The following is a 15,982-nucleotide window of genomic DNA, read 5'->3' on the forward strand; positions in this document are numbered from 1 at the left end:
TCCGGCAGCTCCCACATGCTGCCTATCGCGGAAATTATCTCTCGCTGGGAACCAGCGAGGCTGGCGCTCGTCAGCGCTCAAGTGGAGCACCGCCGTTGGCTCAGCCTGCTCACCGACGAGCAAATCAGTGCCGGTCGGTGGCGGTTTCCAGGCCCTCAATTGCGGGCGTACCTGACGTTGGCCGCGCGTGTCGCCGCTAGTCATCCCTACCGGGTGTCCCCGACCACCCAAATGCCGCCGCTGTCCTCGGTCTACGTAAGGCAGGCGGCCAGGCTCGATGAGGCCAGCAGCCCAGCTACGCCAGCTCACGTGCGTCCTGCCGAAGTCGTCTTTGACGGCGACCGAGACGCATTCCTCATCGGCGGTGCTGGGGCCGGCAAGTCCAGCCTTTTTCAGTTCAGCGTAGGTGACATTGCACGACGGCAGCGAGATGGCGAGGTGACCGATGTTCCGGTCCGGGTTCAAGCAACAGATCTTCTCGCAGCCGCTAGCCTCGGTGGAGCTATCGCCCGCAGCGTCCGCACCGACTTCAGTCTGATCGATGGCAAAGGATCGTGGCCACCGGCGTTTTTCGAGGAACGCCCCATTCCAGGAGGAACATGGCTCGTCTTAGTCGATGGCCTAGACGAGATCATGGATCCCCGCAAGCGCCATCAAATCCTGACCTCTATTAGCACTCGCCGCGGTGTCCCCGACAACCCTCATCGGTTCTTGATCGCCACCCGTCCCGCCGGTGACCTCACCAACGCGCTCAGTGAGGCGTGGAGGCCGCTGCAGTATGAGCTGCTGGCCTTCGACGAGAAGCAGAGGCGCCAGTTTGCTGAAAGTTGGTTCACTCGGCTGCGGATGCCCCATCCTTCCCGCGCAGTTGCTCAGTTCGAGAAGGAGCTGCGGCAGCTGGGTCTCGATGAGCTGGCCCGCACTCCTTTGATGGCCACCATGCTGTGCCAGCTTTTCATCGCCGACCCCGACCGCCGCCTGCCCCCAGGGCGTGCCCGCATCTTTCACGACTTCGTTCATCTGCTTCGAGAACGACAGTACAGCGACGCAGACGGGGGGCTGCGCCAGCAGGTGCACCGTGCCCTGAACCGCTATGGAACGCAGGCCGAAGAGGCGGGGGAGAGGCTTATTGAGGTCGGCGAGTCGCTTATTGGGCGCCTAGCGGCGGACCGTCTCGACGGGGATACCCAGCTGGCGGTCCACAAATTTAATGAGTGGACTTCCGGCCTGCGCGCTCCGTCCGTGCCCGAGGCGACTTGGCGAGAGCTGCTTGCCGACTATCTTCGCCGAAGCGGTGTCCTCATGGCCCGCGGCGACGACTTCGTGTTCCTGCATCAGACCATCCAGGAATACCTGGCTGCCGAGTTTATCCCAATCGACCCAGACCGCGCGCATGCCACCTTCTGGGATCTTTTTAAGCGCACAGCGGGTGGGCGCGCAAGCGTCCCACCCGCGTGGCGGCAATCATTTGCCCGCTTTCTAGTCGCGACTTGGCCCAAGCCAGACGAAATGGCGTCGGCGCTGCGATTCATGGCCTCCACTGGCGGCTTGGGTGCCGCCCTTTTCATCACCGCCTTAGCCAATGACGGCTGTGAGATAGACCCGCAGGCGATCAGCGGCGCCGTTCATGCCCTATCGACCACTGCCCTCGACTCTCGAGTGCCCCCCGATGACCGGCACCTTGCCATCACCACGTGCCTGCGCCTTGACAGGCAGGCGGGGCTGAAATTGGCCTTCGCCATCGCGTCGGACAGTCAAATGGACACGGATTTGCGCACCGGCACGCTGCGCGCATTGGCTACCTCCGCGCCTCAGGAGGATGGTTACGAGGCGAGAAGTGCAGATCCCGATGTCAGCGCGGGCGCAACGGCCGCCGGTGACCAGTGGATCATGCAGCAGCTAACACGTCTTCCTGACATCGACGGACTCTCACTCCTGGCAATCGTTGCTCAGGATAAGGCCTACAAGGCTGGGCAACGGGTCTGGGCGGCTGACGCCCTCGCTCGTGCCGGAGATCGCCGCGGCCATCAGCTTCTCGCCGATCTCGCCGGAAACCCTGCGCTGGGTTCTGCTGAACGCCGGGCAGCCGCTACAGCTTTGCACACACTCAAGGACTCACGCGCTGCCGGGCTCCTGCGTCGGATCGCCCTTGATGAGTCGGTGCCAGGGTCGGAACGTCAGTTGGCTGCCCGCACACTCGTTGAGACGCCAATTTGGGGCACGTCACTACGGCGGCTTGCGCACCGGCTCGGCATCAACAAGGTGTTCGAGATCAACCCCGCCGTAAGTGAGGTGCTGGAGCCCCTTGTTGCGGTGCACCGCCAAAATCATACTCGTGCAAGTGCGCGGGTACTCCAGCAGGCATATGACGCGGCGTCGTGGTGGCATTCGGGTCAATATCGAAAGTCGGGCGATCCTTACATAATTCATCCTCTCGCTGCTGCCACGATCCTAGCTAACCTAGGAATGGACACTGCAACCCTCGCAGCCGCGTTGGTCTGCGGCATGGTGGAGGACACCGAATACACCCTTGACCAGATGCGGGCCGACTTCGGCGGGGAAGTGGCGCTGCTGGTCGATGGGGTGGCCAAGCTGGACAAGGTCAAGCTGGGTGACGCGGCCAAGGCGGAGACGGTCCGCAGGATGGTCGTGGCGATGGCTAAGGACCCGCGGGTGCTGGTTATCAAGCTTGCCCAACGTCTGCACAATATGCGCACCTTGGCCTTCGTTACTCGCAGCGAGCAAGAGCGTGTCGCCCGCGAGACTTTGCAGGTCTGGGCACCACTCGCGCACCGCCTCGGTGTTAACACCATGAAGTGGGAGCTGGAGGACCTGTCATTCGGCACGCTCTTCCCCAAGCGGTACGAGGAGATCAACCGGCTGATCGGGGAGCGCCGGCCGCAGCGGGAGGCGCTGCTGCGCCAGGTCACTCAGAAGATGCACCTGGACCTGAAGGCGGCGAACGTTAAGGCAGAGATCACGGGCCGGCCGAAGCATCTCTACGGGATCTACCAGAAGATGGTCATGCGGGGGCGTGACTTCAACGACATCTACGACCTGGTGGGTGTGCGGATCCTGGTCGACACGGTGCGCGACTGCTACGCGGCGCTGGGCGTGATCCACGCCAACTGGCAGCCGGTGCCGGGCCGGTTCAAGGACTACATCGCCATGCCCAAGTTCAACATGTACCAGTCGCTGCACACGACTGTCATCGGGCCCACCGGCAAGCCGGTGGAGATGCAGATCCGCACGTACGCGATGCACCGCACCGCCGAGTTCGGCATCGCCGCGCACTGGAGATACAAGGAGCACAAGGGCACCCAGGTGGTGGGCCCGCCGGCGCACATCGACGAGATGACCTGGCTGCGGCAGCTGCTGGACTGGCAGCGCGAGGCGGCGGACCCGAGCGAGTTCCTGGACGCGCTGCGGTTCGACCTGTCCAGCCAGGAGGTGTACGTCTTCACCCCCAAGGGCGACGTCATCCCGCTGCCGACCGGGTCGACGCCGGTGGACTTCGCGTACGCGGTGCACACCGAGGTCGGGCACAAGTGCATCGGCGCGCGGGTGAACGGCAAGCTGGTGCCGCTGGAGTCGACGCTCTCCAACGGCGACGTGATCGAGATCTTCACGTCGAAGTCCGACACGGCCGGCCCCACGCAGGACTGGTTGGGTTTCGTCAAGAGCCCGCGCGCGCGTACGAAGATCCGCCAGTACTTCAACAAGGAGCGGCGCGAGGAGGCGATCGAGGCCGGCAAGGACGCGATCGTCAAGGCGATGCGCAAGCAGGGCATGCCGTTGCAGCGGATGCTCACCTCCGACAACCTGATGGCGATCGTCCGGGACCTGCACCTGGCCGACGTCGCCTCGCTCTACGCAGCCGTCGGCGACAACGAGGTATCCGCGCACACGGTCGTTCAGAAGCTGATGGCCACCTACGGGGGCAAGGAGGGCGTCGCGGAGGACATCGCCGAGACCGCCGTCGCCACCGAGCCGTCGCGCAGCCGGGCCGCCAGTCGCGACCCGGGTGTCGCTGTACACGGCGTCAGCAACGTCTGGATCAAGCTGGCCCGCTGCTGCACGCCGGTCCCGCCGGACCCCGTCTTCGGCTTCCTCACCCGCTCCGGCGGGGTCAGCGTGCACCGGGACAACTGCCCCAACGCCGAGGACCTCAAAGCACAACCCGAGCGGCTCCGTGAGGTCACCTGGAAGCTCACCTCCTCGTCAAGCTTCGTGGTAGCGATTCAGGTCGAGGCCCTCGATCGACGGGGGCTACTCGTCGATACTTCGCGGGTTCTCTTCGAGGAGCAAGTCGACGTCCTCTCTGCCACCGTCACCACCACCCGCGACCGGGTCGCGGTGAGCCGTTTCAGCTTCGAGATTGCCGACCCTAAGCACTTGGGACACCTGCTGGCCGCCGTCCGCAGGATCGACGGTGTCTTCGACGCCTATCGAACAACGGCATAGATGTGAGCTGCAACAGAATGGCTATCGCTGCCCTCCGTGCGGCGGGTACGTCCGTCGTGGCAGCCAGTCCCGCTAGAAAGCATGTGAACCGGTCGACGGCTTACGACTGGGTCGTAGAGGCTAGTGCCTCGTCATGCAGCCTTGAACGGGTAATCCGGGTGGCGGATCTTGGATCCGGTGGCGAATCCGGTTTTCGGTCGGGCGCGTTGGTTGCGCCAGCGGATGTAGTCGCCGATGGCGGTGTCCTGTTCGGCGCCAGGAGGCACGCGAACTAAACGCCGAAGTCTGGAGGCACCTAGTAGTCCGCGAGTTCATGATAGCCAAGCCTTCGACGCGATGACTGGAGCCGGTGGTTCCCGTGGGCCAGCCTGTCGCGCAGACGTACGTCCAAATCGCCCTACGCCGACAGCCCAGACTCCCAGGCAGGTGGGCTTGCTATCCGCCGACCTTGGGGCGCTCCAATCATAAGAACAGGGCGTCGACGTGATGCAGCGGGCGCTGCCGCGATGCTGGCGGTGTACCAATAATTGTCATTCTGTGCGCCCACGCCTACCTCGCCGTCACCGCCGCGCAGGCCAAAAAGGGGGCACTGGATCCGATGACGGCCTCATTCCCCTCACCCTCGGCGAGGTCCGCCGTCTGCTGGCACACCTGATCACCACCACCCGACCGCTCGACTACATCCATCGATGGTCACGATGGCGACGACGACACCAGTATCGGGCCAAAACAGCCCACTACCAGCGAAGACTTCGACTTCATCAGGTACGGCTGGAGTGCTAGCCCTGTCCGACCGGCCCTCGCTCGGCCGCGTCCAAGCCCTCACGGCCCGGCGCGCGCATGTCGCGGCGGGGCGCGTCGACCAAGCCGGCGCGATCGCGCTTGACACCGAAGCGCGGCGAGTCTTCGATCACGTCGCGTCGCCGGACGGCGAGGCTCAGAAGGAGGCCGACCGGCACGGCCGGCAGGGGGCTCGTCAGGGGCAGACCGGCGGATAGTAGGCCGAGGACGATAGTCACGACTTGGTCAGTCAGGTCACTATCCCGTGAGGGGTGCGGCAGCCACGGTTGCCCACTGGTAGGTGCGGTGTTCTCGGCGCAGCGCGATCAGCGTTGCCTGTCGGATGGTAACCCGGGCGGGTTGCTGGTGGCGGAGGTCGTTGAGGCGGTCGCGGATCGGTTCGGCCGGTGCTTGTGAGCCGCTGTAGGCGATCGTGACGTGGGGGCGGAAACCTTCGGCGGCCTCCGGCACGGTCTGCCATACCGCGGCGATGGCCTCGCGGATGGTGGTGCGGAGTTGTTCGACGCGGTGCCAGGGACGCACGAGCAAGCCGACTCCTTCCGCGTCGGGGTCGACCGGGCCAAGTGACAGCTCCAGAGGCGGCAGTTTGGTGCAGCGTCGCTGAGTTTCGGCGACGATCGCCTCGATGTCGCTGTTGTTGACCTCGTCGGTGAAGCCGAGCCCTTGCATGGTCAGGTGCAGCCCGTCGAGCGGCACCAGGTCTAGTCCGGGCAAAGTGAGTTGGCGTTGCAGGTCGGTGACGAGGTGATGGAGCTCAGGCTGACGTTCGAAGGTGAGGTGCCATGTGTAGAACTGACGGCCGGCTCGCCAGCCCGGGCGCCAGTACCAGTGGTTGGTGAGTTCGGGCAGGTTCTGGTAGGCGGTCCAACGCTCGTGCAGGTTGGCCAGCTCCCGGCTGTTCATGGCAGCGATGGTAGAGCGGGCCGGGCGGCGGTACCGACCTGTGTGCGGTCGACGAGCATGTCGGCGACGTGCCGCAACGCCGGGTGATGGGCGAACGGCTGGGCGGTTGTGAGGAACTGGCGGGTTCGTTGATGGACCGACTCGAAGCGCTGGTCCGCGGTGAGGGCGAGCGCTTCCTCTGCCAGCACGGCGGCCTGCTCCGGATCGGGGTCGCTGGCGTGCAGATGTGCAGTGGCCAGGTCTAGGCGGCTTAGTGCTCGCGGGCCGGCGAGCTCTGCGGTGTCGAATGCCGTGATGGCGATGGCGAGGTGACTGGTGACCCCTGCGGTGCGGCCGAGCGCCAGGTAGGCGGTCGCCGCATTGGCCGCAGTCCTTGCCTGGCAGTACGGCCCGAGGGCAAGACTCGCGCTGACCTCCGAGCTGGCCGGGCGATCGGACAGCATGGTGAATGCGCGGTCCACGGCGCGGTCGACGCCGTACCGGTCACCGAGGCGGGCGAGTGCCCGGGCCTGCCCGTTGATCGTTAGTCGGATGCGGTGTTCGCCGGTGCCGCTGCGCTGCAGACCGTCCTGGGCGTAGGCCAGCGCATCGTGATAGTCGCCGGTGTAGAAAGCGATCAGGCTTTGCGTGGCCCGCGTCCAGGCTTGCACCTCGGGCTGCTGGGCGGCCTCCGCGAGGTCGAACGCTTCGGCGGCGTAGGCGTGCGCCAAGCCGAACACGCCGAGGTCCAAGGCGAGCGCGCCGAGAAGTCCGGACAGGTGGGCGGCGACAGTGTAGAGCCGAGCACGTTGCGGTGGATGTTGCCTGCCTGCCATGAGTTGGTCGACGTAGACGCGTAGCGGTCGCATGCGTGTCATGAGTGCTGCCGGGGTGAGGCGTTCGTTGTCGGCGATCGCCTGCCGAACCTCCGATTCGACGTACGCCAGGCGGGCGTCATCGTCCGTGGAGGACTTCAGCGCCAGTCGACGGGCGTCAACACTGTCCTCGTATTCCCACAGAACATCGTCGTCATCCGCCTCCAGGCCATCGCGACTGGAACTGGCGACAGATGCCACCGGCCCGGACGCAGCCCTGCCCTCCTGAATCGCCGACACGCGGCGTAGGCGGCGGTCTAGCTCGGTGATGCGATCGTACTCAGCGACGAGCGCGCCCCCGCTCCGCAGCACTGTGTCGCAGCGCGACCAGAAAGTTCGGTCGGGATGTTGGTGACCGGTCTCGGTATTCGCCACGGAACTGCGCCCGTACTGCACGAGCTGCGCAAACTCATGCTGGGTGTGGCCGCTGGCCCTTCGGAGCTGAGCCAGACGGCGACCGAGCGCACGGCGGGCCGTCCTGATCTCGTCGCTGTCAGCCACGCTACTCACTCCCATCCCCACGAGCACGGCGGATACAGCTTGTGCCGAATCCGGCATCATAGCGTGATAGTTCCTCGGTCGTCGAGCAACATCAAGCCCGCCAGACAGCTGTACACCATCCATGGCCGCCTAACGTATTGGTCAGGTGCCCATTGTCCTGATCGATGCCTGCCGGTGGTCGTGTGGCGATGTCGGAATTCTGTCGGAGTTGCTGTGGTGTCTGGCGACAATGCTGGAGGTGGGCGATGGTGCTCTTGCCGACTCCGTTGGGTCTTCGATGACGATGAACGGGCTGATCACCCCTCGGCATCGGGGATTGGCAACATTCGGCGGCCGTTCGGGCCGGCGACCGGGCGGGTGTACGTGTCGACGTAGCCGACACGCCAGCCGGACCCGACGACCACCGCGGAAGGGCAGCCGTTGCCGCACCGTCCACAGGGAGTGCTTCACGATGAGTTTCCCAGTGGTAGTCGGGTGGCCCTGGTGGGCAGTGATGTTCCGAGCAGTTGTGCGGCCCCGTGGAGTTGTCGGAGCACGACCTGGGCGTGGCGCCGGTCGGTGTCGGGCCGGTGGTGGCCAGCGGCGGCAGTGGTGAGAAACCACCAGGCCGCCCAGACCCGGTGCCAGCCCAGCGCCCACCGGGCGGCCGGAAGGCCGCCCCGGTCGGTTTCGGCGTCTGGGTGCCCGCCGGCAGCGACATAGGCGCGGATGAGCCGGGCGAGCATACGGGGTTCGGGTGGCGTGCGGGTGCCGAACCAGGTAGCTAGGTCGAGCAGTCCTGGGCCGGTGAACGCTTTTGCCCAGTCGACGAGGCGGCATCCGGTGCGGCTGACGTGCAGTGAGGTGTGGTGGAACTCGCCGTGGCACAGCCCGAAGGGTGGCCGTTCGGCGCCATCGGCCCTGCGGCGTGCGACGGCGGCCAGCCGGTTCAGCGATTCCTCGATCGGCCTGGAGTCGGGGAAGCGTTCCTGTCGGCGGAGCGCGTTGAGCGCGTCGAGCGCTTGTCCGGGTAGCCGCGCCAGGCCCGCCTGGTCGAACATGGTCAGCCCGGTGATGTCGTCGATGGCGTGGACCCAGCGGGCAGCGGCGGCAGCCTCCGCAGCGGTCCCCGCCCGGACCGGGCCGCCTAGGTCGTCCATCAGCATGCCCAGCGTCTCGGAGCGCTTCGCGTAGCCGTGGAGCACCGGCACTGCGGCGTCCCGCTCGTTGAGCGCCCGCAGCACGGCGGCCTCGCCGGTGAACGGCGCGGCGGCGACCTTGCAGACCACGCTGCTGCCGTCAGCGAAGAACAGCCGTTCAACGGCGGACAGCTCCCACTCCTGGATGGCCTGCCGCCCGGTCGGCACCCGACGCGCACCGGTGAGCAGGTCACATCGCAGCTGCGCGACGAGGCGCTCATCGAGCCCGGGGGTGTTCACCGCGTACTCGCAGTGTGGATGCCGGTGGTGACCTGTTCGAGCCGGGCCAGGACGGCGTCGAGGTGCGCCGACATGCTGGTCGGCACCCGAGGTTGCGCCGCGTGTTGGAAGGCCCGGAAGTGCGGGAGCAGCGCGCACAGCACCGGCCGACGGGCGAAAAATCCGGTCACGTTCCCGGATGCCCGGGCCCGTCGCAGCAGTGAGGTCAGCGCGACGATCTTGTCGGCGGCGGAGGCGAGCAGCACCGGTTGGTCATCGACACGGATGGGCGGATGGGGTCGGTCGAGGGCCTGGTGTTCGGCCTGGAGCGCGGCGATGATCCGGGCAATCTCAGGCCCGTATCGGGTGGTGAGGACCTGGTAGACGTCCGGCGAGGCCGGGGCAAGCTCGGGTGCGTCGTGAAGCAGCGCTGCCGCGATCACCTCGGGCGGCGGGGCGGCCACGTGGTCACCGATGGTCACCGCGACCCGGACCGCATGGGCCAGGGCCGGCCGGTCATCGATCGTGTGCCCCGCGCACCAGGCTCGGGCGTCACGCAGGGCACGCTCGATGACGACGGGGCGGGGAGGCGACAAGACCGTCATACTCTGATACCTCCTGATTGCCGTACGATCGGCGCTATGTCCGGGCCGCTTCCGCACTGGTGCGAGCAGACCTGTGTCGTGTGTCCTGGGCAGCAACTCGGGCCGGGCCAGTTCGACGTGGTCGACCGACCCGGGCCCGAGTTCGCCTACCGCCCGGATGTCGGCTGGCGGGCCACCGCCGACGGAGTCGCTGTGTGCGTCCACCCGTTCCGGGTGGGCCTTCCGCCCGGCCGTTACGCCTCGGCCGGGGCACCGGTCCCCGTTCAGGCGCCTCGACCAACGCCGACACCGCAGGCGCTGGAGTTGCCTGCAGATGTGGTGGATCTGGAAGGCTGGCTCGTCGCTGTGTTGCGGGACGCGCCCGCGGAGCAGATCTTCACCGCGGTGGCCCGCGCCGAGCGGTTGGCCGCCGAGCGGTTCGGCGCGAAACACACGGTGGCGGCGCTGCGGCGGGTGCTGTCGGTGGAGCTGGCTAGCCGCTGACTGCCACGACCGTTTCCGGCTGGTCGAAGTCGAAGTCGTGGCTGCGCCCGTCGCGGCCGAGGCCGGCAGCCTGATAGTGGGCGTTGAGCAGGTCCAGGCGCCTTGTCACTTCGGCCGAGTCCAACCAGTACCGCAGCCGCTGCTCACCCCACCCCGCTGCGGCGTAGAACGCGTCGGTCACGCATCCACGGGTGTAGGTGAACTCCTCCAGCTCTGTCGCGTGCGGAAAGACCACGCCCAGGTCGGCCTGCATCCGGGACATCAGCGTGAACTGCGCCAGCACCGCGTGGATCATCTCGTCCACCGGCGCCGGCACCAGCAACTCGGCGGCCTGCTCGTCGCCGCCGGACAGCTCGAACACCGCAGCCTTGAGCGCGAGCACCCGCAGCGCCTCGACCAGCAGCGGACCAGCGTCGCGTTCCAGGGACCAGCGGCTGATCGCCGGGTAGCCGGTGAAGGTGGCCCAGCAGCTGGAGTACTTCATCGACGAGCCGTGCAGCCGGTCATACGCCGGGTGTGCTCGCATCCGGTCGAGGATCTCGGCGGCCCGGCGGCCGACGTCTGCTACAGCCGGCATTGATCGACTGGTCATGGTGCATCCCTCCCTAGGGGCAGTGGACACGCAGAAACCGCTCGCCGCGCCGCGGCCAACGGCCCCGCACCACCTGCAGGGCCGCAGGCGGTGACATGGGCATCAAAAGCCGACAGCGCCAATGTCGAAAAGAGCCACCATCGGCTTTCGACATTTCTCTGACATCCCTGCCCGCATCAGTCGTCGCCGCGCGGTTGTCGGCAGATTGTCAGGACCGGCCGCCGAACCTGGCCGACACCGACCGAACTCGCCTTTAGTCGCTGTGTCCGGTGTCAGCAGCACCGCCGAGGTGTTACCGACCGGTCAGCCGAGTCGCCTTACTGAGGGAGAGTCAGCCGTGTCCATTGCCAGGATGCCACTGCTCCTGTCGATCACACCGGCCCTCGTGACGGTGACAGCGGCGCGATACAACGTGCGGACGAGGGTGATCAACAGCATGAACGTCCCGCTGGTACGAGGTGCGGAGTCTGTTCCCAACCGGCCGATCGGACGTGACGATTCTGCTCGCCGGGTACTCGGCTTGCAGGTTCCGGATGAGGCGGTGTTCTGCGCGACCGGCGACGACGTTCCCGTGCTGGCCGCGCTTCTGGCTCAGAATCTGTCGGCCGGATCGTTGGGTACGTGGCTGGTGCCTGACGCGGCCGTGCGCGATCGGGCTCTGCGTCGGTATGCCGAGTTCGTACTGATGTATGCGGTGCAGCACGGCCGGGTCGACACGACCAAGGATCGTGCCGCGGTCGCGCTGTGGTTTTCGCGGCTGGAGCCACCGCCGACCGGTGCGGGGTGGAGGTGTGAGCTGCGCCGGTTGCTCGGCCCGTTTGCGGCGCGGTTTGTGGTGCTGCACGCGGTGGTGCCGCGTACGCCGCATCACTATCTGGCACAGTTCGCGGCCCGTCCCGGGGAGGGCGCGGCGGCGAGGGCGTTGCTGGCGAGCTGTCACCGGGTGGTGGATGCCGAAGGGCTGCCGGCGTACACGCAGGTGTGCGGCAGCGAACCTCGTGAGAGCTTGTTTGGCCGGCTCGGCTACCTGCCGCGGTCACCGATGCTGTTGTGGTCCGGTGGTCCGGTGCTGTGGCGGATGTACCGGCCGCGGCGCGGCGGGGAGCGGCGTGACGGCCTGCCCCGGCGTGTGCGGCTGCACCGGGCCGCAGCGGCTTCTGCCGGAGCAGGGCCGTCGGCGTCACCGCCGCTTCCAGGTCGGGTCGACACAACCTGACAGCCGTTTCGGCACCTCGATGCACGGCTGCTGGCCTTCGGCCAGCGGGGCGTTTGCATACACCTTTCCCTCGATGCAAGGAGGCATTCCTCATGCTGGCTGCTACGACCCGTTGCCCGTCGCGGCTACGACGGCCGAATGCCGGCCGGTGGCTGTTGGCGTGGCTCGGTGCTGCGCCTGCCGGTGCTGCCGTCACGGACGCGGGAGCTGTGACGTCGCGCGAGTTCGTCTGGGGGTACGCGATCAGGCGGGAGTGGCCGGACGGTACTCACGACTTGTTCGGGTTCGCGTCGGACGCTCGCGTCGCGCAGCGGCGGCTCGGTCGGGACCAGGACTACTGGCGGGGCGGCCCGGTACGGCCGCTGGCGGTGTACGTCGTGGCCGCGAGCGCGGCCGACGTGGACGGTCACCCGGTGGACGGCTGCCGCCGCACCGGCTGTCCCAACGTGCCGGAGCACTCGCGCTGTCCGGACTCCCCGGATCGGGGGCAGCGGTGAGGTCGACGCATGTGCAGGTGGCCCTGGCCCGGCGGACGTTGACTCCGTTCGGGTTGTGGGTGTTCGGGGCGGCGGCGTCGGCGCCGATGGTGGTGCTGGCAGGAGGCATCGTCGCCACCTACGCGACCACGGGGGTGGAGGCGTTGCCGCTGGTGTTCGTGCTGGTGGCCGGTGTCGTGGCGGTGCTCGCGGTCGGATACACGGCGATGGCCCGGCAGGTGGGGCACGCGGCGGCGTACTACGGCATCCTGGCGCACGGTCTGGGTCGTAGCTGGGGTGTGGCCGCCGGTCTGGTCGCCCTGACCGCGTACAACGCGATCCAGACGAGCCTGTTCGGGTTGTTCGGCGCGACGCTGGCCGGGCAGCTCGGCGGCGCGTGGTGGGTGTGGGCGGGCATCGCCGTGGCCGTAGTCGGGGTGGTGGGTGTGCGGGCGATCGTGCTGTCGACCCGCGTGCTGGCCGCCGTGCTGGCGGTATCCCTGCTGATCGTCACCGCGTTCACGCTGGCCGGTCTCGGGCAGCCGGCGGACGGCGGGTTGTCCTGGGAAGGCTTCGACGCCTCGAGCCTGGCGGTCAGCGGTATCGGCGGTGCGGTCGCCTTCTGCGTGGCCGCGTTCATGGGCACCGACGCGCCGGGCTCGTTCGTCGAAGAGGCCATCGACCGCCGGTCGGTCGGCCGGGCCACCATCGCCGCGGTGCTCGTCCTCGGCGGGGTGTATGCGGCAGCGGCGTGGGCGATGGGCATCGCCGCCGGTCCCCGATCCGTCGCCGACGTGGCTGCCGACCCTGCGGCGGGCCTGCCGTTGTCGGTGCTGGAGCGCCTGGGCGGCTGGTGGGTACCGCTCGCGCAGACGGTACTGATCTGCGCGATCGTCACGTCGATGCTGGCCTTCCATTCGGTCATCGCCCGGTATGTGTTCGCGATGGCCCGGGAAGGCGTGCTGCCTGCCGGGCTCGCAAGGACCGGCAGCGCGACTCGCGTCAGTGCGCCGCGCGGCGGTTCCCTGACGCAGACCGGCATCGCCGTCGTGGTGGTGGGCGCGTTCGCGTCATCCGGCGCGGACCCGGTCGCGGTGATGTTCACCTGGCTGTCGGCCTTGGGCGCGATGGGCTTGTTGTGCCTGCTCCTGGCCGCCTCGGTGGCGGCGGTGCGAGCACCGGCCGGCCTGCGAGGCCCGAAGGCCGGCGTGTGGGAATGGCGGCTCGCACCCGTGATCGGTGTGGCGGGCGGGGTGGTGGTGCTGGCCTTGATGGTCGGCAACGCGGACTCCCTGCTCGGCGCTCCACCGGGGTCGCGGGCGCCGCTGCTGCTGCCCGCGATCCTCGTCGCCACGGCCGTCGTGGGCGGGTTGTGGGCCGGGCACGTGCGCCGGTCCCGTCCGGAGGTCTACGCCGGCATCGGCCGTGGCACACCGGCCACCCATGCCGTACCCGACGCCATCACCGTCTCCATCTGACAAGGGGCGCAAGCGATGAGGACTCACACGGCGATGACCCCGCCTGGCGGACGCTACGGCGTCGATCCCCTGCATCCCGGCTGGCGGCCGGAACACCCTCCGGCGGCGCCACCGGGCCCGCGCGCCCCGGCGGTCGGCGCCCCGCCCGGCTACCACGCGCAGGGGGAGCACCACCGGCCCCCGACGCCCCCGGCCCCTCCAACCCCGCCTGCGGCAGTACCCCCGCCGGACATGCCCACGGACCAGCCTGCGCCCGACGGGAACGAGGCGCCGGGACAAGCGCGGCGGTGGGCGGATCTGCGCGTGCAGGTCGCCTACCGGTGCAGGCGGCTCAACACCGGCCACATGGTCGAGGCGGACCAGCGCCACGACACCCGTGAGGCGCTCGGCCCGCACGCTCTGATGCTGTTCTTCGTCTCCGAGGCACCGGCCGAGCCGCACGGCTACCTGCTGCACACCGCCTACCGGCTGTGGCTGGCCTCCCCGGAATCCGAGGACCTGCCCCGGCTCCTGGCCGACCTAGCCGAGGTGGTCCGGACCAACATCGCCCGCGCCACCTCCGCCGGACGGCGGTGGCATCCGCTCGGGCCGGACGCCTCGATGGTCAACGGCGGAGACATGAGCCCGCCGCCGAGCGCCACCTACGTCGGCGTCGGGGTCAGCACCCTCGACTCCGACCAGGGCCGCTGGCACCAGGTCGCCCGCACCCTCCGGGACGGAACCGGCGGCCGGTACCTGTCGGCCTTCGACCTCAAGGGCCAGTGCTACGTGCTGCTGACCGACGGCACCGCCCTGCACCTGGACCGTGACCCCCAGGCCCGCATCGGCGTCGACGGGATCCGCTGCACCAAGACCCTCGACCCGGACCGGCCCGCCTACTGGCACAACCCGCACGCCAACCTCACCGAACAGGGCGACGACGCCACCCGCGAGCTGTGGCGACGACTCGGCACGCTCCACCACACCCTCACCTCCCACCTGCACGGCGGACGGCCCGCGTGACCCACACCCTGAAACTGGCCGCCGCCGCGGACCTGAGCCGCGCGCCGATCGACATCACAGCCGTGCTGGACCACCTCGTTCGCGCAGCCGACGCCACAGCGGCGACGAGCATCGGGTTCCCCGGCGCCGTGGACCTCGACCACACGGAGGTCATGACCCGCCTCGGCGGCAGGCTGTGGAACAACATCGGCGACCCCGCCGACGAGGGCGGAATCGCACACACCCGGGCGCTGGAACGCGCGGTCATCACGTGGACAGCCGACCTGCTCGCCATGCCCGCCCACGACCGGTGGGGCTACGTCACCACCGGCGGCACGGAAGGCACCCTGTCCGCCCTGCACGCCGCGCACCGGCGGAAACCGACGGCACGGATCTACTACTCAGCCGCCGCCCACTACTCCGTGGCCAAGGTAGTGCGCCTGCTCGGCGCGCACGGCATCCCGGTCCACGCGCGCCCCGATGGGGAGATGGACTACGCGCACCTCGCCGAGCAGCTCCACCGGCGGCGCCGCTTCCCGGCGATCGTCGTCGCGACCGCCGGCACCACCATGACCGAGGCGGTCGACGACACCAGCCGCATCCGCGCGGTCCTCGACGAGCATCACGCAGGCGGGCATCTGCACGTCGACGCGGCCCTGTCCGGCATCCCCCTGGCCCTCGACGGACGACTGTCCCTCGATGACGCCAGCGGCATCGGCAGCGTCGCGATCAGCGGCCACAAGTTCTTCGGCACACCGACGCCGTGCGGCATCGTGCTCATCCGCGACCATCTACGCCCCGCCGGTCCCCGGGTGGCCTACACCGCCACGGCGGACACCACCATCACCGGCTCCCGCTGCGGCCTGTCGGCCGCGCTGTTGTGGCAGGCCATCGCCGTTCACGGACGGGAGGGGCACCGGTGGCGGGCCAGCGAAGCCCGCCGGCTGGCCGCCTACACCGTCGAGCGGCTCAACGCCGTCGGCTGGCCCGCCTGGCGGCACCCGCACGCCTTCACCGTCGTCCTGCCCACCCCACCCGAGCACGTACGCCGAAAGTGGCTCCTGGCCACCGACGGCGACACCAGCCACCTCATCTGCATGCCCGGAATCACCCCCGGCCAGGTCGACGCCTTCGCCGCCGACATCGCCGCCACCCGCCCGCGAATCCGGCCGATCCCGCGACCGAGACCGGCAACAGCATCTCCCGCCAGCTCCCACGCGCGCTGACCACA

General features: G+C 68.4%; 11 protein-coding genes and 2 pseudogenes. 8 read left to right on the forward strand and 5 right to left on the reverse strand.

Going from position 1 to position 15,982, the window contains the following annotated elements:
* Positions 1-2,283: 2,283 nt before the first annotated feature.
* Positions 2,284-4,464: pseudogene (locus tag ACQP26_RS08905) on the forward strand (RelA/SpoT family protein); the annotation flags it as partial.
* A gap of 779 nt (positions 4,465-5,243) precedes the next feature.
* A pseudogene (locus ACQP26_RS08910) lies at positions 5,244-5,414 on the forward strand (XRE family transcriptional regulator); the annotation flags it as partial.
* A gap of 88 nt (positions 5,415-5,502) precedes the next feature.
* On the opposite strand, the gene ACQP26_RS08915 reads toward ACQP26_RS08910, so the two are convergent.
* From ACQP26_RS08915 to ACQP26_RS08930, 4 genes are all read right to left on the reverse strand, one after another.
* A complete protein-coding gene (locus ACQP26_RS08915; RefSeq protein WP_433495406.1) occupies positions 5,503-6,168 on the reverse strand; it encodes a 2'-5' RNA ligase family protein in 666 nt (221 codons plus the stop codon).
* Entirely contained in the window at positions 6,165-7,523 is a 1,359-nt protein-coding gene (locus ACQP26_RS08920; protein ID WP_357155251.1) for a helix-turn-helix domain-containing protein, read from the reverse strand. The genes ACQP26_RS08915 and ACQP26_RS08920 overlap by 4 nt, the downstream gene beginning before the upstream one ends.
* A 446-nt stretch (positions 7,524-7,969) precedes the next feature.
* Complete coding sequence (locus tag ACQP26_RS08925) at positions 7,970-8,941, reverse strand: aminoglycoside phosphotransferase (protein ID WP_357155252.1); 972 nt, start codon at positions 8,939-8,941, stop codon at positions 7,970-7,972.
* Positions 8,938-9,729, reverse strand: a complete 792-nt coding sequence (locus tag ACQP26_RS08930; protein ID WP_433495407.1) for an HD domain-containing protein — start codon at positions 9,727-9,729, stop codon at positions 8,938-8,940. Before ACQP26_RS08930 ends, ACQP26_RS08925 begins: the two co-directional genes overlap by 4 nt.
* A 111-nt stretch (positions 9,730-9,840) precedes the next feature.
* Here ACQP26_RS08930 and ACQP26_RS08935 point away from each other — a divergent pair, with 111 nt between their 5' ends.
* A complete protein-coding gene (locus ACQP26_RS08935; protein WP_357155254.1) occupies positions 9,841-10,008 on the forward strand; it encodes a hypothetical protein in 168 nt (55 codons plus the stop codon).
* Here ACQP26_RS08935 and ACQP26_RS08940 read toward each other — a convergent pair.
* Positions 9,998-10,600 (reverse strand): hypothetical protein, encoded by a 603-nt coding sequence (locus ACQP26_RS08940; RefSeq protein WP_135241024.1) that lies wholly within the window; start codon positions 10,598-10,600, stop codon positions 9,998-10,000. The two genes, ACQP26_RS08935 and ACQP26_RS08940, sit on opposite strands and share 11 nt — an antisense overlap.
* 352 nt (positions 10,601-10,952) lie before the next feature.
* On the opposite strand from ACQP26_RS08940, the gene ACQP26_RS08945 reads away from it, so the two are divergent.
* From ACQP26_RS08945 to ACQP26_RS08965, 5 genes are all read left to right on the forward strand, one after another.
* The gene (locus ACQP26_RS08945) at positions 10,953-11,816 is read left to right on the forward strand and encodes an N-acetyltransferase (RefSeq protein WP_433495408.1); all 864 of its coding nucleotides are present in this window, start codon (positions 10,953-10,955) and stop codon (positions 11,814-11,816) included.
* Positions 11,817-12,025: 209 nt separating this feature from the next.
* A complete protein-coding gene (locus ACQP26_RS08950) occupies positions 12,026-12,313 on the forward strand; it encodes a hypothetical protein (RefSeq protein ID WP_433495409.1) in 288 nt (95 codons plus the stop codon).
* Positions 12,314-12,324: 11 nt separating this feature from the next.
* Complete coding sequence (locus ACQP26_RS08955) at positions 12,325-13,770, forward strand: APC family permease (protein WP_433496110.1); 1,446 nt, start codon at positions 12,325-12,327, stop codon at positions 13,768-13,770.
* A 231-nt stretch (positions 13,771-14,001) separates the two neighbouring features.
* A complete protein-coding gene (locus ACQP26_RS08960; RefSeq protein ID WP_433495410.1) occupies positions 14,002-14,772 on the forward strand; it encodes a hypothetical protein in 771 nt (256 codons plus the stop codon).
* Complete coding sequence (locus ACQP26_RS08965) at positions 14,769-15,977, forward strand: histidine decarboxylase (RefSeq protein ID WP_433495411.1); 1,209 nt, start codon at positions 14,769-14,771, stop codon at positions 15,975-15,977. The genes ACQP26_RS08960 and ACQP26_RS08965 overlap by 4 nt, the downstream gene beginning before the upstream one ends.
* The last annotated feature ends 5 nt before the right edge of the window (positions 15,978-15,982 follow it).

This window comes from Micromonospora sp. CA-248089 (genome assembly GCF_050948515.1).
In the GTDB taxonomy this organism is placed as follows: Bacteria; Actinomycetota; Actinomycetes; order Mycobacteriales; family Micromonosporaceae; genus Micromonospora.

Excerpts from the sequence above, each read along its gene's own strand:
- ACQP26_RS08915 (WP_433495406.1), bottom strand. The coding sequence starts at position 6,168 with ATGAACAGCCGGGAGCTGGCCAACCTGCACGAGCGTTGGACCGCCTAC.
- ACQP26_RS08940 (WP_135241024.1), bottom strand. The coding sequence starts at position 10,600 with ATGACCAGTCGATCAATGCCGGCTGTAGCAGACGTCGGCCGCCGGGCC.
- ACQP26_RS08945 (WP_433495408.1), top strand. The coding sequence starts at position 10,953 with ATGCCACTGCTCCTGTCGATCACACCGGCCCTCGTGACGGTGACAGCG.
- ACQP26_RS08960 (WP_433495410.1), top strand. The coding sequence starts at position 14,002 with ATGCCCACGGACCAGCCTGCGCCCGACGGGAACGAGGCGCCGGGACAA.